The sequence below is a fragment of the Pseudomonas synxantha genome (genome assembly GCF_900105675.1).
In the GTDB taxonomy this organism is placed as follows: Bacteria; Pseudomonadota; Gammaproteobacteria; order Pseudomonadales; family Pseudomonadaceae; genus Aquipseudomonas; species Aquipseudomonas synxantha.
The window spans coordinates 2,619,153-2,644,137 of sequence record NZ_LT629786.1 but is presented as its reverse complement, the minus strand read 5'-3'; the positions used below and the strand labels follow the sequence as shown (position 1 = coordinate 2,644,137).

Genomic DNA, 24,985 nt, shown 5'->3' with positions numbered 1-24,985 from the left:
CCCCAAGCTGTGGAGTGGAGCTCAGTCAATTGTTCAAAAAACACGCATGTTACTTGAGCATTTGCCTGCTCGTTGCACCATTGGTCGCCATGGCCGATGCACCGCCGCTGGAGCCGTTGCCGGTGACCACGCCGGCGCCGGTCGACCTGGCGCCCGTGCAACAGGCTTTGGCGCAATTGCCCAGCGTCTGCCCCCAGTTGGCCCCGCGGATCGACGCCACCGCGTTGGTGCGCCTGCAAGCCTTTTACCAGCAGCAGGGCAATGCGTCGCTGTGGTCGGCCGACGAGCCCCGCAAAGCCTTGCAAACCCAGCTGCTGATGCTCGCCGACGACGGCCTGGACCCCACCCACTATAGCTTGCCCACGGTGGATGCCACGGCTAACGTGCTGTGCAGCGATATCGCGACCAGCCAGCAGTACCTGCAGGCCCTGCACGATTTGCATTACGGGCGCCTGCTGCAATCGCGCTATGAACCGCTGTGGCATTCTCAACCGCCCACAACAGACCCGAACACTGCAGTATTGGCATTTGCCGCGACCGGCTTGCAGGACATGGTCAAGGCGTTCGACCAGGCGCGCCCCAGTGCGGATTTGTATCGCAGCCTGCGCAATGCCTATTCCAACGTGCGCCAACAGCCTTTACCGCACTGGGACGCGGTGGGCAGTGGCCCGTTATTACGCCCCGGCATGGAAGATCCGCGCGTGCCGGAACTGGCGCGGCGCCTGCACAGTGGCGGCTATCTGGCCAAGTTGCCCAACGGCAAGCAATATCAGGGGGACCTGGTCAAGGCGGCGAAGGCATTCCAACTCAGCCACTCCTTGCAAGCCGACGGCGTGATCGGTGCGGGCACCGTGGCCGAGCTCAATATCAGCCCGGCGGTGCGCCGCGAACAACTGCGCATCAACCTGGAACGTTTCCGCTGGCTGGCCCAGGACCTTGAGCCCGAAGGCGTCGTGGTCAATGTGGCGGCCGCGCAACTGAGCGTGTACCAGAGCGGCATCCCGGTGTGGCAAACCCGCCTGCAGGTCGGGCGCGCCGAACGCCAGACGCCGTTGCTCAAGTCGCGCATCACACGGTTGACCCTCAACCCCACCTGGACCATCCCGCCGACCATCATGCGCGAGGACAAGCTCCCGGCCATCCGCCTCAACCCCGAATACCTGCGCCAGCAAAACCTGCAAGTGCTCGACGCCGAAGGCCACCCGCTGGCGCCCGAGCAAGTTGACTGGGCGCGCCCAGGCAACATCCTGCTGCGTCAGCAGGCCGGCCCGCGTAACCCGCTGGGCAAGATCGTGATGCGTTTCCCCAACCCGTATTCCGTGTACCTGCACGACACCCCCAGCCAACCGCTGTTCACCAAGGGGCCGCGGGCGTTCAGTTCCGGCTGCGTGCGTGTCGAGCAGCCGCTGCTGTTACGTGACCTGCTGGTGACCCCGGCCGAACGCACCCGCACTGATGAATTGCTGGCCACTGGTGTGACCCATGAATTCAGGCTGGCCACGCCAGTGCCGGTGTTGTTGGGGTATTGGACCGTGGAGGTGGATCGCGAGGGAAGCCTGGTCTACGCGCCGGATATCTATGCATTTGATCCGGTGTTGATCAAGGCCATGGGGAGTGTGTTGTAGCGCTCAATGCCTCGGTCCCCCTGTGGTAGGGGGCTTGCCCCCTCCCACATTTGGTTCTCTGTGCCCCGACGATCTAGTCAGGTATCAACTGCTGGCGACACTCCAGTACCAACCGGGCGCCGCCCAGTTCGCTGGTGCCGACGTCGAGCTTGAAGCCGTGCAAGTTGATGATCGCCGCCACAATCGACAACCCCAAGCCAAAACCGCCGTGCTGATCGCTTTCATCCACCCGATAAAAGCGCTGGAATACCGAAGCGCGCTCGGCCGCCGGAATCCCCGGCCCTGAGTCAAGCACTTCGATACGGGTGCTGCCCATATCATTGACCGCCCGCAGGATGACTTTGCCGGCAGGCGGGGTGAACTTGATCGAGTTGCTCAACAGGTTGGCCAAGGCTTCAAACAACAGCGCGCGGTCGCCGGTAACCCACGGCAGTGATTCGGGCGCCTGCAGCACCAGTTCCATTTCGCCTTCTTCAGCCAGGGGCAGATAGAAGTCGTGCAATTCGCGCAGCAGCGGCAGCGGGTCCAGTACCAGGAAACCTGAGCGGCGCTGGTGGTCCTCCAGTTCGGAAATGCGCAGCAGCCCGCGAAAGCGCGCCATCAACGTGTCGGTTTCGGCTATCGCATCATCGAGTTTTACCGCGTGGGCGGAGTCTTCCTCGGCTTGCTGCTTGATGCGGTAAAGCTGTGCTCGCAGGCGTGTGAGCGGGGTACGCAGGTCGTGGGCGATGGCGTCGCACACACCCTTGACCTCGTTCATCAGTTTCTCGATGCGGTCGAGCATGGCGTTGACGATGGCGGCGAGCATGTCCAACTCGTCACGGCGGTTGGACAGCGGCAAGCGGTGCGTCAGGTCACCGGCGACGATGGCTTCGGCGCTGGCCTGGATCCCGCGAATCCTCCGCAGCGGGCGACGGCGCAGCAGGTGCCAGCCGGCAGCGCCAGGGATGATGGTCAACGATAGGGCCCACAGCAAGGCGTGCCAGATGATCCGGGTCACGCCGAACAGCGAACCGTTGGCGCGCACCAGCACCAGCCAGCGCCCGTCGCCGGTGCGGGTAGCCACGGCGTCGCAGCTGTCCTTGGGCAGTTTCGGGTCGTCGGATTCGACGCAATTGGCCAGCGCGTGGATCTTGCCATCCAAAGGCAGGTCGGCCGGCACCGTACGGATCGGCCCGCTCAGGGGGCGAAATTGCTCATCGAACAGACCATAGGCGTCCACGCCCTTCATGTCGAAGGTCATGCTGGTGGTCAAGGCTTCCACCAGTTCTTCGCCGTCGAAGCGCTGGAATAAATGCTGGCGCTGCAGCAGGGAGTGGCGCGATAAATCGCCCAGGTAACCTGATACCTCGTAGTACAGCACCCCCATGAGGATGCAGCTCCAGGCCACGAACAACGAACTGTACAGCGCCAACAAGCGACTGCTGGAAGAGCGCCAGCCCTTAGAGGGGTTCAGCAATGACATAACCGGAACCTCGTACCGTGCGGATCAACGGCGTAAGGCCCGGTGGGTCGATCTTCTTGCGCAGGCGACCGATGTGCACATCGATCAGGTTGGTGCCCGGGTCGAAGTGATAACCCCAGACTTCTTCAAAGATCATCATCCGCGAGAGAATCTGCCCGGTGTTGCGCATCAGGAATTCCAGCAGTTTGTATTCGGTAGGCAACAGGGTCAGCGGTTGCTCGGCACGGCTGGCTTCGCGGCTGATCAGGTTCAGTTCAAGGTCGGCCACGCGCAGGGCGGTCTCGAACTCCTTGACCGTGCTTTTGCGCCGCAGCAGCACTTCGACGCGGGCGGCCATTTCGTCGGAGGCGAACGGCTTGGTCAGGTAGTCATCGCCCCCGGCACGCAGGCCGCGTACGCGCTCGTCGACGTCAGAGAGTGCGCTGATCATCAGGATCGGCGTCGACACCCCGATGGTGCGCAAGGTGGTGACGATGGCCAGGCCATCCAGTTCGGGCAACATGCGGTCGAGGGTGATCAGGTCGTAATCACCACTGACGGCACGGACCAGGCCTTCGCGGCCGTTGTCCACCCAATCTACATCCAGTCCATGGCTACTCAGCTCGGCGACGATCTCGCGGGCCGTTACGGCGTCATCCTCGATGGTCAAAATGCGGGTCATAGGATTACCTGGTGAGCGTTCACACTAGAAGTGCGGGTATTTTGCCAAGAAGTTGCTGAATGTTTCCTAAATAAAACTTCATCTAGTAGAAATGCCATTTGTTCATGACTGGCACGGATTCGATGTGGGAGGGGGCTTGCTCCCGATAGCGGTGTGTCAGCCAAGGTTTCATCGACTGAGACACCGCTATCGGGAGCAAGCCCCCTCCCACAAGGAAATGTGCCCGGCGGAAGAATGCATAACGCCCGTTCAGAACAGTCATTTCTTGCAACTTGCATGGTTCGGGTAAGTTCAATTTGGCTAACTTGTTGAAAAATAGTGATTTTTTATTACGTGCCAAGTGGCATGGTGCCTGCACTGTCCCTTTTGGGACTTGTAACACTATTTTTCATGCCTGGAGCGATACAACAATGATCACATCCTCATCCACGCTGCAAGAGTCGAGCACGCTCTCCGGGGTTTCCTGGGGGGCGATCTTCGCCGGGGCCGCTGCGGCGGCTGCCTTGTCATTAATTCTGGTGCTGCTGGGCTTCGGCCTGGGCTTTTCGGCGGTCTCGCCGTGGGCCGACAGTGGCATCAGTGCCAAGGGCCTGGGCATTTCCACGATTGTCTGGCTGGCCTTTACCCAGATTGTTGCATCGGGCCTGGGCGGCTACATCGCCGGTCGGCTGCGGGTAAAGTGGGCCAATATGCATGGCGATGAGGTGTACTTCCGCGACACCGCCCATGGCTTCCTGGCCTGGGCAGTGGCGACACTGATCACCGCGATGTTGGTGGTCGGTTCCGTCAGCAGCGTCGTCAGCGGCGGTGTGCAAGCCGGTGCCAGTGTCGCGTCGGGCGCCGCCAGTGGCATGACCCAAGCGGCCGGCAGCGCAGCACAGGGTGCCGACGGCGGTGACTTCGGCTACTACGTCGACAGCCTGTTCCGCGATGACCGCCCAGCCGCAGTCAGCGATGACGCCGCACACGCCGTGGTCGGTCGCATTTTTGCCCGCACCCTGAGCAATGACGGCCAACTTGCCGCTGAAGACCGTGCCTACCTGGCCCAGTTGATCAGCCAGCGCACCAACCTCAGCCAGGCCGATGCCGAAGCGCGTATCGACAAAGTCTACGGCGATGCCCGCAAAGCCATCGAAGATGCCAAGGTAAAAGCCAAGCAAGCCGCCGACACCGCCGCGAAAGTTGCCGCCTATACCTCGCTGTGGACCTTCGTGGCGCTGCTGATCGGTGCGTTCTTCGCCAGTTTCGCCGCTACCTTTGGCGGTCGTCGCCGGGATGCCGTGGTGTATGTAGAAACCGAAAACTACGTTCGTTAATTCAAGGCCCGTTCATTCTAAGGAGAATATGATGCGCTCATTACTGCTGTGGTTCCTCGGCGTGCCGATTCCGCTGATCATCCTGATCGCGATCTTCATGCACTAAACCCGAGCCTGGCTCGGTGAAGAGTGGGAGGGACTTTGTTCCCTCCCACTTTGCGTTTTGCGCAGGATCAGCCAGCTTGTCACCAGTAATGCGCTGGCAAGCGAGGTCATGATCACCAACGGCTGTGAAGTGCCGTCCGACAACAGTCCGGTGGCCCAACTGCTCAGCGCCGTGACAAACATCTGGATAAAAAAGAACAGCCCCGACGCCGTGCCGGCAATCGCACCATACGGCTGCAACACAGACAGCTGGCAGGCAGGCATCGTCAGGCCCACCGACACCATGATCACCACCATCGGTACCACGATGGCCAGCCACGCCTGTGGCAGCAGTGCCGTGGCTAGCGCGAGCGTGACGCTGCCCAGCACATTCAAGCCGATGGCGACGCTGATCAAGCGGTCGGCCCCGAACCGCTGCACCAGGCGCCGGAACAGGTTGGCGCCGAGCATATAACCGCTGATTGTCGCGGCAAACACCAGGGCGTAGGCGGTCGGCGTCAAATCAAAGCCCCGTTGCAGCAATGCCGAAGACTCGCTGATAAACGGAAAATACGTGCTGTACGCGCAGCCAATCGCCAAGGCATAACGCAGGAAGTAGCGCTCGCGCAGCAGTTGGCTGTAGGTGCGCAGCAAGTGGTTGGGCGGTGCAGCGGCCACTTGCGGCGGGCGGGTTTCAGGCAGGCGGCGTTGGACGATTATGCAAAGCACGCAACCGATCACCCCGAGCAATACAAACAAGCCACGCCAACCCAAGAGCGGCAATAACAGGCTACCGAGCACCGGCGCGGCCATGGGCGATACGGCCATCGCCATGGAGATCAACCCCAGCAGGCGCGCCTGCTCATCGCGGTCAAAATAATCGCGCACGATCACTCGGCCGATCACCGTGGTGCAGCACCCGCCGAGCGCCTGGAACAGCCGCGCAATGACCAACACGCCGAGGCTATCGGCCGCGGCGCAGGTCACGGTCGCCAGCACATACAGCGTCAATCCGGCCAACAGCACCGGGCGTCGGCCGAAGCGGTCGGTGAGCGGGCCGCTGACCAGCAGGGAAATCGCCGAGCCGAGGGTGTACAGGGTCAGGACCAGTTGCAACTGGCTGTCCTGGGTGTGGAAGTAGTCGGCCATGGCGGGCAGGGCGGGCAAATGCAAATCCAGGGTAAGGCGCGGCAGGCCCACCAGGACCGTCAGCAAAGTCAGCCAGAACCAGGGAGCGAGAAGGCGTTGAGTCATGGGCGGGTTTCTTCGCAATGGGTAGAGCCCGGACTCTAGCGACTTTGTGGTTTAATCCTCAGGACCACTTATGCCATGGATGACTGGACCACTATGAGCCGCGGAAAAGCTGCCTCCAACCTTGACCTGCCGCGCCCCGATACGCTGGATGCAGGCAAGCAGCAGGGCGCCTACGAGGCGTTGCGCGAGGCAATCCTGGCTCGACAGTTGCCGGCAGGCAGTCGTTTGCCGTCGACCCGCAGCCTGGCCGAGCGCTGGCAGGTCTCACGTGGCACCCTTGAGGCCGCTTTTGACCGTTTGCACAGCGAAGGCTATGTGCAGCGTGTGGCCGGCTCGGGCACGCGGGTGTGTGCGGTGATTCCGGAGCAGTTCATCGCAGCCCCGGTGGCCAAGCAAAACCTGCGCCGACCGGTTGAGCCCGACTTACCTCACGCCGGCGTGCAGAGTCACGTGCCCTTTGTCGCACGACGCCCGGATGCCAGCCTGTTCGACCTGAAAACCTGGGCGCGCTGCCTCTCCCGCGGGTTGCTGGCGGCAGGCCTCGGCGTGCTGGAGGCTGCGCACCCCGGCGGGTTGCCGGCCTTGCGCGAACTGATCGCGGATTACCTGCGCCGCTATCGCGGCATGCAGTGCGAGGCAGATGAAGTGATCGTCACCACGGGCATTCGCCATGGCCTTGACCTGATTGCGCGCACGCTGCTCCAGCCAGGTGACACCGCCTGTGTCGAAGACCCCGGCTACACACCGGCGCGGCGTTTATTCAGCCTCGCCGGGGCGCGGGTCCAGGCGATCGCGGTCACCACCGAAGGCCTCGATACCGACCAGCTCCCCGAACACGCACGGCTGGCCTATGTCAGCCCAGCGCACCAGGCGCCGCTGGGCGTGACCCTGTCGGTGTCACGTCGGCTGGCACTGCTGGACTGGGCGAACCGGGCGGATGCCTGGGTGGTGGAGGATGACTACGACAGCGAGTACAACTACAACAGCGCACCCCTGGCGGCGCTCAAGTCCCTGGATTCGAACGACCGCGTGCTCTATTGCGGCAGCTTCAACAAAAACCTGTTTCCCGGCTTGCGGGTCGGCTTCATGGTGGTGCCCAAGGTCCTGCGCCCGGCACTGCTGCGCACCTTGCAACTGACCGGGCATTCAGTGGGCGCAACCGACCAGTTGGGCTTGGTGGAGTTTCTTGGCAGTGGTGCCTTCGTGCGGCACCTGCGGGCTTCGCGCCAGGCGTATCAGGCGCGGCGGGATGCGTTGCTTGCCTGTCTGCCGGAGGGTGTCACGGTCAGTGGCCAGCAGGCCGGGCTGCATTTTGTGTTGTGGTTGCCGGCCGGGGTGCAAGAGGCGGACTTCTGCGCCCGCGCCGCCGACGCTGGGCTGAGCTTGCAGCCGTTGGGCAAGTTTTGTGTCTATGTGACGTTGCCGCCCGCCGTGATTATCGGCTACACCGCGTTGACCCTCGCGCAGATCCGCTTCCACGGCCGGGCCCTGGCGCAATTACTGTAGGAGCGAGCTTGCTCGCGAAGATCGTTAACGATAACGCGGGCATCCTGGATGGCCGCGATGCCTATGGGTTTTTCGCGAGCAAGCTCGCTCCTACAGGTGGAGCGCGTCAGTCGTCGAACCCGACCTGCTCATGAATCTCATCCACCTTCAATTCCAACCGGTACGCCACCGCAATAAACAGCGCCTGGCACAGGCACAAGGTGGCGCTCAACGAGCGGAAGGCGAACGAGGAACCTTCATTGACCAACAGCACCGCATTCGCGCGCTTGGCCAGTGGCGACAGGTTGCTGTCGGTGATGATCAGGGTCTTGGCCTGATGATGCTGGGCGATGCGCAGGCAGTGCTGGGTTTCCTTGCCGTAGGGCGTGAAGCTGATCGCAATCACCAGGTCATTGGCACGCACACTGCGCATCTGCTCGCGATAACTGCCGCCCAGGCCAGAGATCAGGTGGATGCGCTTGTTGGTGTGCTGCAGGTTGTAGACCAGGTAGTCGGCCACCGCGAAGGAGCGACGCACGCCAACCACGTAGATGTTGTCGGCATTGACCACCAGGTCCACGGCTTTCTCGAAGGCGGCATCGTCCAGCTCCAGGCCCAGGCGCTCGATGCCGGAAAGGGTCGCGTTGACGCATTCGCGCGCCAGGTCGCCGCCGCTGGCCTTCTGCGATTTGTTGGCGATCATGCTGCGGATGCGCTGCTGGTAGTTCTGCACCGGCGTGGTCTTGTGGGTATATGCCTCGCGAAACAGCGCCTGCATCTCGCTGAACCCGCTGAAGCCGAAACGTTGGGAGAACCGCACGATGGCCGAGGGGTGCACTTCGCATTCGCGGGCAATATCGCTGATGCGGTCGACCATGATCCGGTCGCTCTGCTGGCTCATGTAGCTGGCGATGCGCTTGAGCTGGCGCGGCAGGCTCTCGTATTCGTCGGTGATCAGCTGCAACAGGCGTTCGGCATTGATCGGAGGGCTGGCGACAGTTTCTTCCAGGGTGGTCTCGGGATCGGTGCGGGACATGGGCAATCCTTCTGGCGTGTTCGTCTGATGCGCTGATGGGTGGCGCAAGTCTACAGGGTAGGCGCAAAAAAATACCTCGGCATCACGGCCCGTGTGGCCTGCTGAAACGGTGCACGGGCGCTGGCGTGCCGCTATGCTGACGTATTGGAAAAAATATTCCACTAAAAATAATTATGGAATAAATATTGATTGCCGCCGCTGGACGTTCTAGTCTGCTCCCACCAAGAGCGTTTGCCGTCGCCACGGCGGCACAACGCAGGCTGATAAAAATAACAGGAGCCAGCATGGGCCAGACTCGTTTTGCCAGTGGGCGTCAATTGGATCTGATTTGCCTCGGGCGCCTGGGCGTCGACCTCTATGCGCAGCAAGTCGGTGCGCGGCTTGAGGACGTGACCAGCTTCGCCAAGTACCTCGGCGGTTCTTCCGCCAACATCGCTTTCGGCACCGCCAGGCTGGGTCTCAAGTCAGCGATGCTGAGCCGCGTGGGCGACGACCATATGGGCCGTTTCCTGGTGGAATCCCTGGCCCGTGAAGGCTGCGATGTCAGCGGTATCAAGGTCGACCCGGAGCGCCTCACCGCCCTGGTGCTGCTGGGCCTCAAGGATCGTGAAACCTTCCCTCTGGTGTTCTACCGCGAAAACTGCGCGGACATGGCCCTGCGCGCTGAAGACATCAGCGAGGCCTTTATTGCCTCCAGCAAAGCGCTGTTGATCACCGGCACGCACTTCTCCACCGACGGCGTGTACAAGGCCAGCATCCAGGCCTTGGATTACGCCGCCAGGCACAACGTCAAGCGCGTGCTGGACATCGACTACCGCCCGGTGCTGTGGGGCCTGGCGGGCAAGGCCGATGGCGAAACCCGTTTCGTCGCCGACCAGAATGTCAGCCAGCATGTGCAGAAGATCCTGCCGCGTTTCGACCTGATCGTCGGCACTGAAGAAGAATTCCTTATCGCCGGTGGCAGTGAAGACCTGCTCACCGCGTTGCGCACCGTACGCGAACTGACGCCTGCGACCCTGGTAGTCAAGCTGGGTCCCCAGGGTTGTACGGTCATTCACGGCGCGATTCCTGCGCGGCTGGAGGACGGGGCGATCTACCCCGGTGTGCGCGTGGAAGTGCTCAATGTGCTGGGGGCCGGCGATGCCTTTATGTCAGGCTTCCTCAGCGGTTGGATCAATGACGCCAGCGATGAACGTTGCAGTCAGTTGGCCAATGCCTGTGGCGGCCTGGTGGTTTCGCGCCATGCCTGTGCGCCGGCCATGCCGACACCCGCCGAGCTTGAGTACCTGTTCAGCAGCCCGGTGCCCATTACCCGCCCGGACCAGGACGTGACCCTGCAACGCCTGCACCGCGTAACGGTGCCGCGCAAGGCCTGGAAGCAATTGTTCGTGTTTGCCTTCGACCACCGCTGGCAACTGGTGGACCTGGCGCAAAAGGGCGGTCAGGACCCGACGCGCATCAGCGCGATCAAGCAGTTGTTTATCCAGGCCATCGAACGCGTGGAGCGCAAGCTCGGCGAGCAGGGCGTCGAGGCCGACGTGGGCCTGCTCGCCGACCAACGTTTCGGCCAGGATGCCCTCAACGCCGCCAGCGGTCGCGGCTGGTGGATCGCACGCCCGGTGGAAGTGCAGAACTCGCGGCCCCTGGCGTTCGAACACGGACGCTCGGTGGGCAGCAACCTGATTGCCTGGCCCCAGGAACAGATCATCAAGTGCCTGGTGCAATTCCACCCCGATGACGAACCGATGCTGCGCCTGGAGCAGGAAGCGCAACTCAAGGCGGTGTACGAGGCCTCCATCGTGAGCGGGCATGAGCTGCTGCTGGAAGTCATCCCGCCCAAGGATCATCCATCGACTTATCCCGACGTGCTCTACCGCAGCCTCAAGCGCCTGTACAACCTGGGTATCTACCCGGCCTGGTGGAAGATCGAGGCGCAGTCAGCCGAGGATTGGAAGAAGCTTGACGAACTGATCCAGGAGCGCGACCCGTACTGCCGGGGCGTGGTGCTGCTGGGCCTGAACGCGTCCGCCGAATGCCTCGCCGATGGTTTCCAGCAAGCACGCCTGAGCACCACCTGCCGTGGGTTTGCCGTAGGCCGCACGATCTTCCAGGAGCCGAGCCGGGCGTGGATGGCGGGGGAGATCGATGATGAGACCTTGATCCAGCAGGTACAGGCTACCTTCGAACAACTCATCAATGCCTGGCGCAGTTCCAGAGCTTAATCACAGTTCTAAAGGTGCAATGCAATCAAATGTGGGAGGGGGCTTGCTCCCGATAGCGGTGTATCAGGTACCTATTTATCAACTGACCCACTGCCATCGGGAGCAAGCCCCCTCCCACACAGGCTGATCCCAGTGATCTCAGGCTAAAACAATAAAGGTGCAGCCATGCCCGCAATCCGAATTGGCATCAACCCGATCTCCTGGAGCAACGACGACCTGCCGGCCCTCGGCGGTGAAACCCCGCTGAGCACGGCCCTGAGCGAAGGCAAGGACATCGGCTACGAAGGTTTTGAACTCAACGGCAAATTCCCCAAAGATGCCAAGGGTGTCGGCGACGTGTTGCGCCCCTATGACCTGGCCCTCGTCTCCGGCTGGTACTCCAGCCGCCTGGCCCGTCGCTCCGTGGCCGAGGAAATCGAGGCGATTGCCGGCCATGTCGAACTGCTCAGGCACAACGGCGCCTCGGTGCTGGTGTATGGCGAAGTGGCTGATTCGATCCAGGGCTCGCGCATTCGTTTGATCGAACGCCCGCGTTTCCATAGCGAGCAGGCTTGGCAGGACTATGCCGACAAACTTACCGAACTGGCGCGCTTCACCCTGTCCCAGGGGGTACGCCTGGCGTACCACCACCATATGGGCGCCTATGTCGAGTCCCCCGAAGACATCGACCAGCTGATGCAGCGCACGGGGCCGGAAGTCGGCCTGCTGTTCGATTCGGGCCACTGCTACATGGGCGGCGGCGAACCCGTCGAGGTGTTGCGCAAGCATATCGACCGTGTCTGCCACGTGCATTTCAAGGATGTGCGCAAACCCGTGGTGCAACTGGCGCGCAACCAGATGTGGAGCTTTCCCGATTGCATCGTCAACGGCACGTTCACTGTGCCCGGCGATGGCGACATCGATTTTGCACCGTTGCTGGACGTACTGCTGGCTGCGAACTACGAGGGCTGGCTGGTGGTGGAAGCCGAGCAGGACCCGGCCGTGGCGCCCAGCTATATCTACGCAAAAAAAGGTTATGACACCTTGCGTGCGCTTCTCAACCAGAGGACTTGAGTGATGAGCTTGTTGGTCAAAAGCAGCAAACGCGGGCAAACCATGGTCGCCCTGGAAGCCGGGCGCCTGGAATACGTAGGCTTTGCCGCCTACCGCCTGAGCCTGGGCGAAAGCCTGCCGATCAGCGCGGGCGATCAGGAGTTGTGCCTGGTGTTGCTCAGCGGTCGGGTAAACATCGAAGGCGAAGGTTTCAGTTGGCAGAACGTCGGTGATCGCCAGTCGGTGTTCGAAGACAAATCACCGTTCGCCGCCTACCTGCCGCCCGGCACCGACGCCCAGGTCAGCGCCTTGAGCGATGTACAGATTGCCGTCTGCGCCGCTCCGGGTGCCCAGGGTTTTGCCCCGCGCCTGATCCGCCCCGAGCAGTGCAAGCGCAGTGTGCGTGGCAAAGGCGCCAACACCCGCTATGTGTGCGACATCCTGCCCGATAGCGAGCCGGCCCATTCGCTGCTGGTGGTGGAGGTGCGCACACCGTCGGGGCATTCCTCCAGCTACCCGCCGCACAAGCACGACACCGACGACCTGCCGCACCAGAGCTTCCTGGAAGAGACCTATTACCACCAGATCAACCCGCCCCAGGGCTTTGTCTTCCAGCGCGTGTACACCGATGACCGCAGCATCGACCAGGCCATGGCCGTGGAAAACAGCGACCTGGTGGTGGTGCCCAAGGGTTACCACCCGGTCAGCGTGCCATACGGCTACGAGTCGTATTACCTCAACGTGATGGCCGGCCCCAAGCGCGCCTGGCATTTCCATAACGACCCGCAGCACAGCTGGCTGCTGGACCTTTAAACGGTTTGGACGGAGAACAACAACAATGAAGTCGCCGCTACGTTTTGCCCTTAACCGCATGGTCGCGCCTGACCTGGCCCTGGCGGATTTCATCCAGATGGCCAAAGCCCTCAAGTGCGATGCCATCGAGATCCGCAACGACCTCAAGAACCGCGAAATCGAATACGGCATGCCCGCCACTCGCGTACGTGAGTTGTGCGCGGCGCAGGGTATTACGGTGCTGTCGATAAACGCGCTGTACCCCTTTGACGTGTGGAACGACGAGCGCCGTGCCCAAGCATTGGAGCTTGCCACCTACGCCCGTGAATGCGGTGCCCAGGGTCTGGTGATGTGCCCGTTCAATGAGCCCGGCGACACGCGCACCGACGCGCAGCGCGCCGCCGCTTTGCGCACCGCGTTGAGCGAATTGGCACCCATCCTGCGCGAGTACGGGATTCTTGGTTTTGTCGAACCCCTTGGTTTCGAAGTATCCGCCCTGCGTCGCAAGCGCGTGGCGGTGGAAGCGATCAAGTCCATCGGTGGCCTGGATGTGTTCCGTGTGGTGCACGACACCTTCCACCATCACTTGGCCGGCGAGCATGAGTTCTTTCCCGAACTGACCGGCCTGGTGCATATCTCCGGGGTGGAGGATCGCGACGCGCCGCTCAGCGCGATTGGCGACGGCCACCGCGTACTGGTGGGCGAGGGCGATATCCTCGGCAATGCGGCGCAGATCGACACCCTGTTGAGTACCGGCTACAGCGGCTATCTGTCGTTCGAGCCGTTTGCCGAAAGCGTGCATGGTTTAGCGGATATCCAGCAGGCCGTGGGGGCAAGCATCGCCCACCTGCAAAAATCATAAGGGGCGCGTCATGACCACCACACGATTGACCATGGCCCAGGCCCTGGTGAAGTTCCTGGATAACCAATACATCGAAGTCGACGGCGTGCAGAGCAAGTTTGTTGCCGGCGTATTCACCATTTTCGGCCATGGCAACGTGTTGGGCCTCGGCCAGGCCCTGGAGCAGGACAGCGGCGAGTTGGTGGTGCACCAGGGCCGCAACGAGCAGGGCATGGCCCATGCCGCCATCGGCTTTGCCAAGCAGCACCTGCGGCGCAAGATCTATGCGTGCACGGCTTCGGTCGGGCCTGGCGCTGCGAATATGCTCACCGCCGCAGCCACCGCCACGGCCAACCGCATCCCCTTGCTGCTGTTGCCCGGCGATGTCTACGCCAGCCGCCAGCCGGATCCGGTGCTGCAGCAGATCGAGCAGTTCCACGACCTGAGCATCAGCACCAACGACGCGTTTCGCTCCGTGAGCAAATACTGGGACCGCATCAACCGCCCTGAGCAATTGATGACGGCGGCGATCCAGGCCATGCGCGTGCTCACAGATCCCGCGGAAACCGGCGCGGTGACCCTGGCCTTGCCCCAGGACGTACAGGCCGAAGCCTGGGACTATCCCGACTATTTCCTGCAAAAACGCGTGCACCGCATCGACCGGCGGCCGGCCACCGCCGCGATGATCGACGATGCGCTGGCTGCGTTTCGCGGCAAGCGCAAGCCGCTGATCATCTGCGGTGGCGGGGTGAAGTACTCTGGGGCCAATGCCGCGCTGCAAGCCTTCGCCGAGCGCTTTGCGATTCCCTTCGCGGAAACCCAGGCGGGCAAGAGCGCAGTGGTTTCCAGCCACCCGCTGAACGTCGGCGGCATCGGCGAAACCGGCTGCCTGGCGGCCAACCTGCTGGCGCCCGAAGCCGACTTGATCATCGGTATCGGCACCCGTTATACCGACTTCACCACCTCGTCCAAATCGCTGTTCAAGCACGCCGGGGTGAAGTTTCTCAACCTCAATATCAGCCCGTGCGACGCCTTGAAACTCGACGGCGTGCAAGTGCTGGCGGATGCAAAAGTCGCCCTTCAAGCGCTGGCTGACGCCCTGGGCGATTACCGCTCCGGCTGGGGTGAGCAAATCGCTGACGCCAAGGCGCAACTCGATGCCGAAGTGGACCGTGTGCATCAGGTGGAATACCAGGGCGATGGGTTTGTCCCCGAAGTCGACGACCACCTGGACCCTGGAGTCTTGCGTGAATTTATCGAGCTGACCGGCTCATGCCTGACCCAAAGCCGTGTGCTTGGCGTGCTCAACCAGACCCTGGCCGACGACGCGATCATCGTCGCCGCCGCCGGCAGCCTGCCTGGCGATTTGCAACGGGCCTGGCGCAGCAAGGGCGTCAACACCTACCACGTCGAGTACGGCTATTCGTGCATGGGCTACGAGATCAATGCGGCCCTTGGCGTGAAGCTGGCCGAGCCGACCAAGGAGGTCTATGCGCTGGTCGGTGATGGCTCCTACATGATGCTGCACTCGGAACTGGCCACCTCGATCCAGGAGCGGCGCAAGATCAACGTGGTGCTGCTCGACAACATGGCTTTCGGCTGTATCAACAACCTGCAGATCGGCAATGGCATGGACAGCTTTGGCACCGAGTTCCGCTACCGCAACCCCGAGAGCGGCAAGCTCGACGGTGGCCTGGTGCCGGTGGACTTCGCCATGAGTGCGGCGGCCTATGGCTGCAAGACCTACAAGGTCAGCACGGTGGAACAGCTCGAAGCGGCCCTGGCGGATGCGCGCGCGCAGTCCGTCTCGACCCTGATCGATATCAAGGTGCTGCCCAAGACCATGATCCACGGCTACCTGTCGTGGTGGCGGGTGGGCGTGGCGCAGGTGTCCACCAGCGAACGCACCAATGCCGCTGCGAAAAAACTCAATGAACACCTGGCGAAAGCCCGGCAGTACTAATAACAAGAGGAGTGTTTGCATGTCTTTGCTTTCTAATTCACTGCGGTTAGGTGTAATCGGCACAGGCGCCATCGGCCGTGACCATATCCGTCGTTGCAGCCAGACCCTGCTCAACAGCCAGGTGGTGGCGGTCACCGACATCAACCTTGAGCAGGCCGCCAAGGTGGTCGCGGACTTGAAGCTGGACGCAGAGGTGTACCCGGACGGCCATGCACTGATCAGCTCGCCGCAGGTCGAAGCAATCCTCGTGACCTCGTGGGGGCCGAGCCATGAAGAGTTCGTGCTGGCCGCCATTGCCGCTGGCAAACCGGTGTTCTGTGAAAAGCCCCTGGCGGTCACCGCCGAAGGCTGTCGCAAGATCGTCGAAGCCGAAGTCGCCCATGGCAAGCGCCTGGTGCAAGTGGGTTTCATGCGTCCGTATGACGAAGGCTATCGTGCCTTGAAAGCGGTGATCGACAGCGGCCAGATCGGCGAGCCGCTGATGCTGCACTGCGCGCACCGTAACCCCACGGTGGGCGAGAACTACAACACCGGCATGGCAATCACCGACACCCTGATCCACGAGCTGGATGTTTTGCGCTGGCTGCTCGACGATGACTATGTCTCCGTGCAGGTGGTGTTCCCGCGCAAGACCAGCAAGGCCCTGGCCCACCTGCGCGACCCGCAGATCGTACTGCTGGAAACCGCCAAGGGCACGCGTATCGACGTGGAAGTGTTTGTGAACTGCCAATACGGCTACGACATCCAGTGCGAAGTGGTGGGGGAGACCGGCATCGCCAAGTTGCCGGAGCCGTCCCAGGTGCAACTGCGCAGTGGTGCGAAGCTGTCCAACGCGATCCTGATGGACTGGAAGGACCGCTTTATCGGCGCCTATGACGTGGAGTTGCAGGCCTTCATTGACAGCGTGCGCGCTGGACAGGTGGGTGGGCCGTCGGCCTGGGATGGGTATGCGGCGGCGGTGGCGGCGGATGCCTGCATTGAAGCCCAGGGCGGCGGGCAGATTGTGAAAGTCAGCTTGTCGGATCGCCCACACTTCTACGGCTGATCCCAATCTCAAAGGTGGAACCTGGTCAATGTGGGAGGGAGCAAGCCCCCTCCCACATTTGGATTGGTTTTCACTTCAAGTCAGGAGTGTATGCATGCGAATTGGACTAGTCGGCTACGGCCACGGAGGGCGCTTCTTTCATGCGCCGCTGATTGCAACGTTGCAAGGCGCGACGTTTGTAGGCGTCGTCACACGCTCACCCGAACGCCGCCAGCAATTAAGTACCGACCTTCCAGGCGTGAAGGCCTTCGACTCCATCGGCCAGATCGTCGAGGCCGGCGTCGATGCCCTGGTCATCTCCACCACCCTCAAAGGCCGCCCTGCATTAGTACTGGAAGCCATTGAACACGGCGTAACGGTGGTCAGCGACAAACCCTTTGCCGCCAACGCCGAACAAGCCCAAGCCTTGATCATCGCTGCCGAGCGCCAGGGCTCGCTGCTCAGCGTCTACCAGAACCGGCGCTGGGACTCGGATTACCTGACCCTGCGCAAACTTATCGACGCCGGTGCCCTGGGCAGCATCACCCGGTTTGAGTCCCGCGTGGAGCGCTACAGCCCAGAGGCTGTGGGCAATGCCAGTGGCGGCGGATGGCTGCGTGACCTGGGCAGCCATCTGGTGGACCAGGCGCTGCAACTGTTCGGCCCGGTGGATCGAGTGTTCGCCCAACTGCACTACACCCCTGAACACCCCTGCGTGGATTACGGTTTTTTTGTTTCCCTGACCCACGCCAATGGCGTGATTTCACACCTATGGGGCAACGCCTTGCAGAACAGCCAGGCGCCACGCTTTCGGGTCAGTGGCAGCTTGGGTTGCTATACCGTCGAAGGCTTGGACGGTCAGGAAGACGCGCTGCTGGCCGGCAAATCACCGAAGACCGAAGGCGAGCACTGGGGCGCCGAGGAACATCGACGCTGGGGCTGGTTCGAGCAGGGGCCGGAACGTGAGCGGGTGCCGTCGGAGAAGGGCTGCTGGACCCAGTTCTATCGCCAATTGCAAGCGGCCGTGCAGGGCCAGGGGCCGCTGCCGGTAAGCGCCTATGACGCACTGGAAACCACCCGTATATTGGACGCCGCGCGCCTGAGTGCCGAGCGCCAGCAGGTGGTTTCGACAAAAATAGAATAAAATTCTAAAACAGGTTGATATGGAAATTATTTTCCAATAAAGTCTTTTCCAGGTTGCATAAAGTCCGTCCCGCACACGTTTGGGGCGACTCAACAAAAACAAGATCAAAAACAACCAGGTACCGTCAGATGAAAATCTTCAACGCTGTACTGCGAGTTTTACGCCCCGCCCAAACGCCTCGCGGCCTGCCCCGCGCCCGGCCGTTCTACTTCTCCTTCCTCAATGTGCTGTGCGTCGAAAACCAGGGCGCGCTGGTCTGCTGCATTCCGGGCGCGCCGGTGGTGCGAGTGCCGGCCGAGGCCTGATCAACGCAACGTCCAAAAAAACCAACAAGAAAGTGGAGACAGACCGTTCATGAAGACCCCGATCCGTTTTACCGCGCTGGCCCTGTCCATGCTGCTGGCCAGCGGTGTTGCCGGCGCCGCCGATCTCAAGGTGGGCGTCACGATGTCCGCGTTCGACGACACCTTCCTTACCTACCTGCGCGAAGACATGGACAAGCAAGCCAAGTCCTACCCCAAGGGCGATGGCGTGCAACTGCAGTTCGAAGATGCCCGCGCCGATGTGGTCAAGCAACTGAGCCAGGTCGAGAACTTCATCAGCCAGAAAGTCGACGCGATTATCGTCAACCCGGTCGATACCGCATCGACCAAGAACATCATCAGTGCCGCGACCAAGGCGGGCATTCCGCTGGTATTCGTCAACCGCCGGCCCGACCAGAAAGACCTGCCCAAGGACGTGGTGGCGGTGACCTCAGATGACGTCGAGGCCGGTCGCCTGCAAATGCAGTACATCGCTGAGAAACTCGGTGGCAAGGGCAAGATCGTGATCCTGCTGGGCGACCTGGCGAACAACTCCACCACCAACCGCACCAAGGGCGTGAAGGAAGTACTCGCCAAGTACCCGGACATCAAGATCGAACAGGAACAGACCGGCATCTGGCTGCGGGACAAGGGCATGACTCTGGTCAACGACTGGCTGACCCAAGGCCGCGAGTTCAACGCAGTGCTGGCCAACAACGATGAGATGGCCATTGGTGCATCCATGGCGCTGAGATCGGCCGGCAAGGAAAAGGGCAGCGTGCTGATCGCGGGTGTCGACGGTACGCCGGACGGCTTGAATGCAATCACCAAGGGTGACATGGCCGCCTCCGCGTTCCAGGACGCCAAGGGCCAGGCCGTGGGGTCGGTGGAAGCGGCGCGCAAGATGGCCAGGAACGAGCCGGTCGAGCAGAACGTGATCATTCCGTTCCAGCTGATTACTCCGGACAACGTCGCCCAGTTCAAGTAGCCCTGACATCACAACAATGAACCGGCAGGGCGGTCGTGCCCGCCCTGCTGATGGAGTACCGTCTTATGCTCGCTCATGCCGCTGTCTCGCAGCCTCCCGGTATCCAGCCGTTGCCGCTGGACGAACCCTACCTGTTGGAAATCGTCAACATCAGCAAAGGCTTTCCCGGCGTCGTGGCCCTGGCCGACGTACAACTGCGTGTGCGTCCCGGCACGGTGCTGGCGCTGATGGGCGAGAATGGCGCAGGCAAGTCGACCTTGATGAAAATCATCGCCGGTATCTATCAGCCCGACGCTGGGGAAATCCGCCTGCGCGGCAAGCCCATCGTGTTTGACACACCGCTGGCGGCACAGAAAGCCGGGATCGCGATGATCCACCAGGAACTCAACCTGATGCCGCACATGAGCATCGCCGAGAACATCTGGATCGGCCGCGAGCAGCTCAACAGCCTGCACATGGTCAACCACCGCGAAATGCATCGCTGCACCGCCGAGTTGCTGGCACGCCTGCGCATCAACCTCGACCCGGAAGAACAGGTCGGCAACCTGAGCATCGCCGAGCGGCAGATGGTCGAGATTGCCAAGGCGGTGTCCTATGACTCCGACATCCTGATCATGGATGAGCCCACCTCGGCGATCACCGACAAGGAGGTGGCCCACTTGTTTTCGATCATTGCCGACCTCAAGTCCCAGGGCAAAGGCATCGTCTACATCACGCACAAAATGAACGAAGTGTTCGCCATCGCCGATGAAGTGGCGGTGTTCCGCGATGGCCAGTACATCGGCCTGCAACGTGCCGACAGCATGAACAGCGACAGCCTGATCTCGATGATGGTAGGGCGTGAGCTGAGCCAGTTGTTCCCGGTGCGCGAGACGCCCATTGGTGAGCTGCTGCTGTCGGTGCGCGACCTGAGCCTGGACGGCGTGTTCAAGGACGTATCCTTCGACCTGCACGCCGGAGAAATCCTCGGCATCGCCGGGCTGATGGGCTCCGGGCGCACCAATGTGGCAGAAACGATTTTTGGCATCACCCCAAGCACCAGTGGGCAAATCACCCTGGACGGCCAGGCGGTGCGTATTACCGACCCGCACATGGCCATCGAGAAAGGCTTTGCGCTGTTGACCGAGGACCGCAAGCTCAGCGGCCTGTTCCCGTGCCTGTCGGTACTGGAAAACATGGAGATGGCAGTGTTGCCGCACTATTCGGGCAACGGCTTCATCCAGCAGAAAGCCCTGCGTGCGTTGTGTGAAGACATGTGCAAGAAGCTGCGGGTGAAAACCCCGTCCCTGGAACAATGCATCGACACCTTGTCCGGCGGCAACCAGCAAAAGGCCTTGCTGGCACGCTGGCTGATGACCAACCCACGCCTGCTGATCCTCGACGAGCCGACCCGCGGTATTGATGTGGGCGCCAAGGCCGAGATCTATCGCTTGATCGCCTTCCTCGCCAGCGAAGGCATGGCGGTGATCATGATTTCCTCCGAACTGCCCGAAGTGCTCGGCATGAGCGACCGGGTGATGGTCATGCACGAAGGCGAACTGATGGGCACCCTGGATCGCGCTGAGGCCACCCAGGAAAAAGTCATGCAGTTGGCTTCCGGTATGACCGCGGTCCACTGATCTACAGAATAAGAAGGTGATGGGTTATGAACGCAATAACAGACAACAAGCCGGCGACGGCACCGGTCAAGAACCGTCGACGCATGCCTACCGAGCTGAGCATCTTCCTGGTGCTGATCGGCATCGGCCTGGTGTTTGAACTGTTCGGCTGGATCGTGCGCGACCAGAGCTTCTTGATGAACTCCCAGCGCCTGGTGCTGATGATCCTGCAAGTATCGATCATCGGCCTGCTGGCCATCGGTGTGACCCAGGTGATCATCACCACAGGGATCGACCTGTCTTCCGGCTCGGTACTGGCCTTGTCAGCAATGATCGCCGCGAGCCTGGCGCAGACCTCCGACTTTTCCCGTGCGGTGTTTCCGTCCCTGACCGACCTGCCGGTGTGGATACCGGTGGCAATGGGCTTGGGCGTAGGGCTGCTGGCCGGGGCAATCAACGGCAGCATTATTGCGGTGACCGGCATCCCGCCGTTTATCGCGACCCTGGGCATGATGGTCTCGGCCCGTGGCCTGGCGCGTTATTACACCGAAGGCCAGCCGGTGAGCATGCTCTCGGATTCCTATACGGCTATCGGCCATGGCGCGATGCCGGTGATTATCTTTCTGGTGGTGGCGGTGATCTTCCATATCGCCCTGCGCTACACCAAGTACGGCAAATACACCTACGCCATCGGCGGCAATATGCAGGCGGCACGCACCTCGGGGATCAACGTCAAGCGCCACTTGATCATCGTCTACAGCATCGCCGGCCTGCTGGCGGGCCTGGCCGGCGTGGTGGCTTCGGCACGTGCGGCTACCGGCCAGGCGGGCATGGGCATGTCCTATGAGCTGGATGCGATCGCCGCAGCGGTGATCGGCGGCACCAGCCTGGCGGGCGGGGTAGGGCGCATCACCGGCACCGTGATCGGCGCGCTGATCCTCGGCGTGATGGCCAGTGGGTTTACCTTCGTCGGCGTGGATGCGTATATCCAGGACATCATCAAGGGCCTGATCATTGTGGTAGCGGTGGTGATCGACCAATACCGCAACAAGCGCAAGCTCAAGCGCTGAGTGAATCCAAGGTCCAAATCAGATCAAATGTGGGAGGGGGCTTGCTCCCGATAGCGGTCAGCCAGAAACAGATGTGCAAGCTGACACACCGCTATCGGGAGCAAGCCCCCTCCCACATTTAGTCCGGGATCAGCCACTTTCAACCGTTTGTCTTCTATATAGCTCCACAAACTTGAATTTCTTGCTATAAACGCACTCCGATGACCGTTCGCCAAGCCCGTCCTGGTGCCTCTGGGGGTTAATTGGGAAAAAATGCCTGTCTTTTCAGTTGCTGCGCCCTCAAGTCGGCCTTAGACTGCCGCCCCTCGTAAATTGAGTGCCGGGTGGCGCTTGAAATGGACGGCGCCCTTCCGAGACCTGCAGAGGCCTGCCGGAACGCTCCCTTATTCGCCTTAATGCACGTATTTTTTATAGAGAAATCAATGACAAAGGAAAAGTTGCTGGCCATGCCGGCGGATGACTACATGAATGCCGAACAGCACGCTTTTTTCGAGAAGTTGCTGCAAGACATGAAAGTGGAACACCACGAGCGCATTGAACAGAACCGCATCGCCATTGAAAGCCTGGACACCCCGGCCGACCCGGCTGACGCCGCTTCCGTGGAAGAAGAGCGCACCTGGCTGGTAAATGCCATCGATCGCGACCAGCGCATGCTGCCGCAGCTTGAGCGCGCCTTGGAGCGTATCAAGGAAGATTCCTTTGGCTGGTGCGATGACAGCGGCGAGCCTATCGGCCTCAAGCGACTGCTGATCAGCCCTACCACCAAGTACTGCATCGAAGCGCAAGAGCGCCACGAGCAGATCGACAAGCACCAGCGTCAAGCCTGACACGGGTGAGGGGGGCGCCTGCCAGTGAGCCGGCCGCCCCGCCTGCAACAGCATTACGCGAGCATCCGGCCGCGTCCAGCGCGTAGATTGTTGCTGTTTATGCAATGAAGCTATTCCGAAGATAGCTTTTTCCAACTGGAATAAAACCGTAGCATGGCCAACATTGTTAGCAAGCTAACTAATGCTGCGGAGAAGCTCCATGCAAAACAAAGTCGATGTGGCCGTAATGATCGGCAGTGGCGTACCTGAGACCCTGCGTGCCCTGGGCCAGAAAGCTTGCTGGGTGGTATTGCTCAATGGTGAGCAGCGCGGAACTGCCTTTGCCAGCCGCGATGAGGCAGAGGAGTGCAGGACTGCCTGGCAAGCGCTGTTGCGCATGGAACAGTCAGACAGCCTGCATTGAATTATTCCTTGGGCGATTCGTGCAACAGTGCGTTGAGGTCGTCCACCGCAGGCGCCCATTCGGCATCTACATGCAATTGTTCCTTGAGGAAACTCGCCTGTTGTTCGCTCCAGAACGGCGCGTCGATGAGTTTGACATCATCCGGCAGGCGATGCTCGGCGGTAAAGCGCTCGATGGCTTCCTGGCTCGAGTCCAGGCCCAGTTGATCGAACAAGGTTTCGAGCGTGGGGGTGGTGGTATCCATGTCGTACTCCATGCAGTTCAAGTGTGTATGCATGGGAGGCTTGGGGCGCTGCAGAGTTCTATCAGATTGTCAGGAGGTGAGCGCCCCTGAATCCACGGCTGCCTTGAGCGCCTTGGCAGCGTCCTTCGCGGCATTGGCAGCGGCGTCCACGGTTTTGAACCAACGGTCCTTCTCTACCTGATGCGTAGTGACGGTGGTCAAGGGTGGTTTGGCACGCATTACGATAACTGCTTGAAACTCTCCGTCTACTTCCCTGGCATCGCCGTGGATAAAAAATTCGCCAATATCAAATTCCGTCACGTATAGCCTTCCCTTCAAGGTAACTGCACTGATGAAACCTGACCCGCAGGGGGCAAACTTCAATGGACGCGCCAGTATGGCAGTTGTTGAAGGGCGACGGCGCGGTAAAGTCATCCAGGTGACGAAACGAGTGTGTCACACAGGGCTTGCAACTTGGCTTCCAGGGTCTTGGCCAGTTCGCAGGCCTTGTTATGATCGCTGCGAAACCCCTTGATCCGGCCACTGGGTACTTCAAGGATGTGGAAAAAGTTCTTCCCAGCCGGTACAACTTGATAAATGACCGAGTTCGAGTACCCATCAGCGTTTTGCAGGCAGTAGTATTGGCGTTCCTCTGACCATGATGAACGCTTGTGGAAAGACGCAGCGTCGTGTGGACGTCGTTGCATGCTCAGCTCCTGTCAATCTTGTTGGCCTGTCAGTGGCGTTTCGGGTGGTTTAACCCGGGTTGCTGTTTTAGTATTGTCGTCGGCAGTTCGCGACTGGTTCCATGCCTGGGTATTTTTTTGTTTTGGGCGTCGGAAAACTGCATTTTCGGTTGGGTTATTCTCTGAAGTTGCTCGACTTGTATTCTCGGGTCGCTAAACCTGTGATTTGCTGTGCTACCGGATGACCTTGATTGAGGTCCACCGCGGCTGTATGTACCAGCCTTGTAGGTTATCTTCAGTTTTTAACGAATGGGTGATCGTGCCGTAACGGCCGTTTTTTGTGTTGCCCGCTTCAGCGGCCAGCGCTTTTTTGATGTGGGGACGTTTCCTTGGCAGTCAGTAATCTGGATATGCACGCGTTATTCGTGCTGGGTGATTTGCGCGCAAAGTTGGTCAAGCAGTTTCAATCGCGGTTTGTCTACGTCACCGAACAAACGCCAGAAGGTATCTATATCGCCGAGATCGATACCGAAACGGCGCTGGTCGTGGATGACAAGCCACGCCTGGAACTCAAGGTGGGCGACCATTTCCGTGCGGCGGTGTTACCCAGCCGCGAAGGTGGCAAGTTCGAACTCAAGTTTCGCGATATCAAGTTGACCGTGTATGGGTTGGGCGATTACGCCTTTGTTTCGTCGGCCGAGGGCCAGGGCATTGTGTTCAAGGAAGGCCACAGCGTGATGCTGGTATTTGCTGCCCATGAACAATTGCAGGAAGGCCTGACCAAGACCCTGAAAGCCGTGACCGGCAAGGCTGCCAAATGGCGCAAGGGCGAACTGGTTACTTTCAAGGCCAGCGAATAACCGATAAACACTTCGTGTACCGATCTGTTCCGGAACCTCTACTACAGTTGCGTTGACTTAACTATTCAGAGGCTTCGCGCATTG

General features: G+C 60.9%; 24 protein-coding genes. 17 read left to right on the top strand and 7 right to left on the bottom strand.

The genetic code is table 11. The features are described 5' to 3' along the window. The first annotated feature begins 29 nt into the window (after positions 1 to 29). A complete protein-coding gene (locus tag BLU48_RS12405; RefSeq protein WP_057022571.1) occupies positions 30 to 1,625 on the top strand; it encodes a L,D-transpeptidase family protein in 1,596 nt (531 codons plus the stop codon). Between the two features lie 73 nt (positions 1,626 to 1,698). On the opposite strand, the gene BLU48_RS12400 is transcribed toward BLU48_RS12405, so the two are convergent. Together BLU48_RS12400 and BLU48_RS12395 are read right to left on the bottom strand one after the other, a co-directional pair. Beyond that, positions 1,699 to 3,090 carry a sensor histidine kinase gene (locus BLU48_RS12400; protein WP_057022570.1) on the bottom strand — a complete coding sequence of 464 codons (1,392 nt, stop codon included), beginning with the start codon at positions 3,088 to 3,090 and terminating at the stop codon, positions 1,699 to 1,701. Continuing rightward, a complete protein-coding gene (locus BLU48_RS12395; RefSeq protein WP_005787712.1) occupies positions 3,068 to 3,751 on the bottom strand; it encodes a response regulator transcription factor in 684 nt (227 codons plus the stop codon). Before BLU48_RS12395 ends, BLU48_RS12400 begins: the two co-directional genes overlap by 23 nt. A gap of 410 nt (positions 3,752 to 4,161) precedes the next feature. Here BLU48_RS12395 and BLU48_RS12390 point away from each other — a divergent pair, with 410 nt between their 5' ends. Next, positions 4,162 to 5,067, top strand: coding sequence for a hypothetical protein (locus tag BLU48_RS12390; protein ID WP_057022569.1), 906 nt, complete (start codon positions 4,162 to 4,164; stop codon positions 5,065 to 5,067). A 102-nt stretch (positions 5,068 to 5,169) separates the two neighbouring features. Here the strand turns inward: BLU48_RS12390 and BLU48_RS12385 are convergent, their stop codons facing one another. Continuing rightward, on the bottom strand, positions 5,170 to 6,405 hold the full coding sequence (locus tag BLU48_RS12385) for a multidrug effflux MFS transporter (RefSeq protein ID WP_057022568.1): 1,236 nt from the start codon (positions 6,403 to 6,405) through the stop codon (positions 5,170 to 5,172). A gap of 93 nt (positions 6,406 to 6,498) precedes the next feature. Here BLU48_RS12385 and pdxR point away from each other — a divergent pair, with 93 nt between their 5' ends. Next, positions 6,499 to 7,911, top strand: a complete 1,413-nt coding sequence (pdxR, locus tag BLU48_RS12380; protein WP_057022697.1) for a MocR-like pyridoxine biosynthesis transcription factor PdxR — start codon at positions 6,499 to 6,501, stop codon at positions 7,909 to 7,911. A 106-nt stretch (positions 7,912 to 8,017) separates the two neighbouring features. On the opposite strand, the gene BLU48_RS12375 is transcribed toward pdxR, so the two are convergent. Beyond that, positions 8,018 to 8,926, bottom strand: a complete 909-nt coding sequence (locus tag BLU48_RS12375; RefSeq protein ID WP_005787722.1) for a MurR/RpiR family transcriptional regulator — start codon at positions 8,924 to 8,926, stop codon at positions 8,018 to 8,020. Between the two features lie 284 nt (positions 8,927 to 9,210). Here BLU48_RS12375 and BLU48_RS12370 point away from each other — a divergent pair, with 284 nt between their 5' ends. The 13 genes from BLU48_RS12370 to BLU48_RS12315 all read left to right on the top strand — a co-directional run bounded on the left by BLU48_RS12370 (position 9,211) and on the right by BLU48_RS12315 (position 23,132). After that, positions 9,211 to 11,148, top strand: a complete 1,938-nt coding sequence (locus BLU48_RS12370) for a bifunctional 5-dehydro-2-deoxygluconokinase/5-dehydro-2-deoxyphosphogluconate aldolase (protein ID WP_057022567.1) — start codon at positions 9,211 to 9,213, stop codon at positions 11,146 to 11,148. A 165-nt stretch (positions 11,149 to 11,313) separates the two neighbouring features. Next, positions 11,314 to 12,201 carry a myo-inosose-2 dehydratase gene (iolE, locus tag BLU48_RS12365; protein ID WP_057022566.1) on the top strand — a complete coding sequence of 296 codons (888 nt, stop codon included), beginning with the start codon at positions 11,314 to 11,316 and terminating at the stop codon, positions 12,199 to 12,201. Between the two features lie 3 nt (positions 12,202 to 12,204). Beyond that, positions 12,205 to 12,993 carry a 5-deoxy-glucuronate isomerase gene (iolB, locus tag BLU48_RS12360; RefSeq protein WP_057022565.1) on the top strand — a complete coding sequence of 263 codons (789 nt, stop codon included), beginning with the start codon at positions 12,205 to 12,207 and terminating at the stop codon, positions 12,991 to 12,993. A 25-nt stretch (positions 12,994 to 13,018) separates the two neighbouring features. Then, on the top strand, positions 13,019 to 13,834 hold the full coding sequence (locus BLU48_RS12355; RefSeq protein ID WP_057022564.1) for a TIM barrel protein: 816 nt from the start codon (positions 13,019 to 13,021) through the stop codon (positions 13,832 to 13,834). 10 nt (positions 13,835 to 13,844) lie between these two features. Then, positions 13,845 to 15,776: a 3D-(3,5/4)-trihydroxycyclohexane-1,2-dione acylhydrolase (decyclizing) gene (iolD, locus tag BLU48_RS12350; RefSeq protein ID WP_057022563.1), complete on the top strand. Its 1,932-nt coding sequence runs from the start codon at positions 13,845 to 13,847 to the stop codon at positions 15,774 to 15,776. Between the two features lie 19 nt (positions 15,777 to 15,795). Beyond that, positions 15,796 to 16,821 carry a bifunctional inositol 2-dehydrogenase/D-chiro-inositol 1-dehydrogenase gene (gene iolG / locus BLU48_RS12345; RefSeq protein ID WP_057022562.1) on the top strand — a complete coding sequence of 342 codons (1,026 nt, stop codon included), beginning with the start codon at positions 15,796 to 15,798 and terminating at the stop codon, positions 16,819 to 16,821. Positions 16,822 to 16,915: 94 nt separating this feature from the next. Further along, complete coding sequence (locus BLU48_RS12340) at positions 16,916 to 17,944, top strand: Gfo/Idh/MocA family protein (RefSeq protein WP_057022561.1); 1,029 nt, start codon at positions 16,916 to 16,918, stop codon at positions 17,942 to 17,944. A 128-nt stretch (positions 17,945 to 18,072) separates the two neighbouring features. Further along, on the top strand, positions 18,073 to 18,249 hold the full coding sequence (locus BLU48_RS32010) for a hypothetical protein (protein WP_164484820.1): 177 nt from the start codon (positions 18,073 to 18,075) through the stop codon (positions 18,247 to 18,249). A gap of 49 nt (positions 18,250 to 18,298) precedes the next feature. After that, complete coding sequence (locus BLU48_RS12335) at positions 18,299 to 19,234, top strand: sugar ABC transporter substrate-binding protein (RefSeq protein WP_057022560.1); 936 nt, start codon at positions 18,299 to 18,301, stop codon at positions 19,232 to 19,234. A 65-nt stretch (positions 19,235 to 19,299) separates the two neighbouring features. Next, positions 19,300 to 20,853 carry a sugar ABC transporter ATP-binding protein gene (locus BLU48_RS12330; protein WP_057022559.1) on the top strand — a complete coding sequence of 518 codons (1,554 nt, stop codon included), beginning with the start codon at positions 19,300 to 19,302 and terminating at the stop codon, positions 20,851 to 20,853. 26 nt (positions 20,854 to 20,879) lie between these two features. After that, positions 20,880 to 21,902 (top strand): ABC transporter permease, encoded by a 1,023-nt coding sequence (locus BLU48_RS12325; RefSeq protein ID WP_003191668.1) that lies wholly within the window; start codon positions 20,880 to 20,882, stop codon positions 21,900 to 21,902. Between the two features lie 422 nt (positions 21,903 to 22,324). After that, complete coding sequence (locus tag BLU48_RS12320) at positions 22,325 to 22,729, top strand: TraR/DksA family transcriptional regulator (protein WP_003191666.1); 405 nt, start codon at positions 22,325 to 22,327, stop codon at positions 22,727 to 22,729. Between the two features lie 199 nt (positions 22,730 to 22,928). Next, on the top strand, positions 22,929 to 23,132 hold the full coding sequence (locus BLU48_RS12315) for a hypothetical protein (RefSeq protein WP_057011180.1): 204 nt from the start codon (positions 22,929 to 22,931) through the stop codon (positions 23,130 to 23,132). Position 23,133: 1 nt separating this feature from the next. On the opposite strand, the gene BLU48_RS12310 is transcribed toward BLU48_RS12315, so the two are convergent. The 3 genes from BLU48_RS12310 to BLU48_RS12300 form a co-directional block, all read right to left on the bottom strand. Then, a complete protein-coding gene (locus BLU48_RS12310) occupies positions 23,134 to 23,376 on the bottom strand; it encodes a DUF2789 domain-containing protein (protein WP_034120024.1) in 243 nt (80 codons plus the stop codon). A 69-nt stretch (positions 23,377 to 23,445) separates the two neighbouring features. Beyond that, positions 23,446 to 23,676 carry a hypothetical protein gene (locus BLU48_RS12305; protein WP_057022696.1) on the bottom strand — a complete coding sequence of 77 codons (231 nt, stop codon included), beginning with the start codon at positions 23,674 to 23,676 and terminating at the stop codon, positions 23,446 to 23,448. A 110-nt stretch (positions 23,677 to 23,786) separates the two neighbouring features. Then, a complete protein-coding gene (locus tag BLU48_RS12300) occupies positions 23,787 to 24,062 on the bottom strand; it encodes a hypothetical protein (protein ID WP_057022558.1) in 276 nt (91 codons plus the stop codon). 389 nt (positions 24,063 to 24,451) lie between these two features. Between BLU48_RS12300 and BLU48_RS12295 the strand changes: the two genes are divergently transcribed. After that, positions 24,452 to 24,901, top strand: a complete 450-nt coding sequence (locus BLU48_RS12295) for a hypothetical protein (protein ID WP_043050583.1) — start codon at positions 24,452 to 24,454, stop codon at positions 24,899 to 24,901. Positions 24,902 to 24,985: the final 84 nt, after the last annotated feature.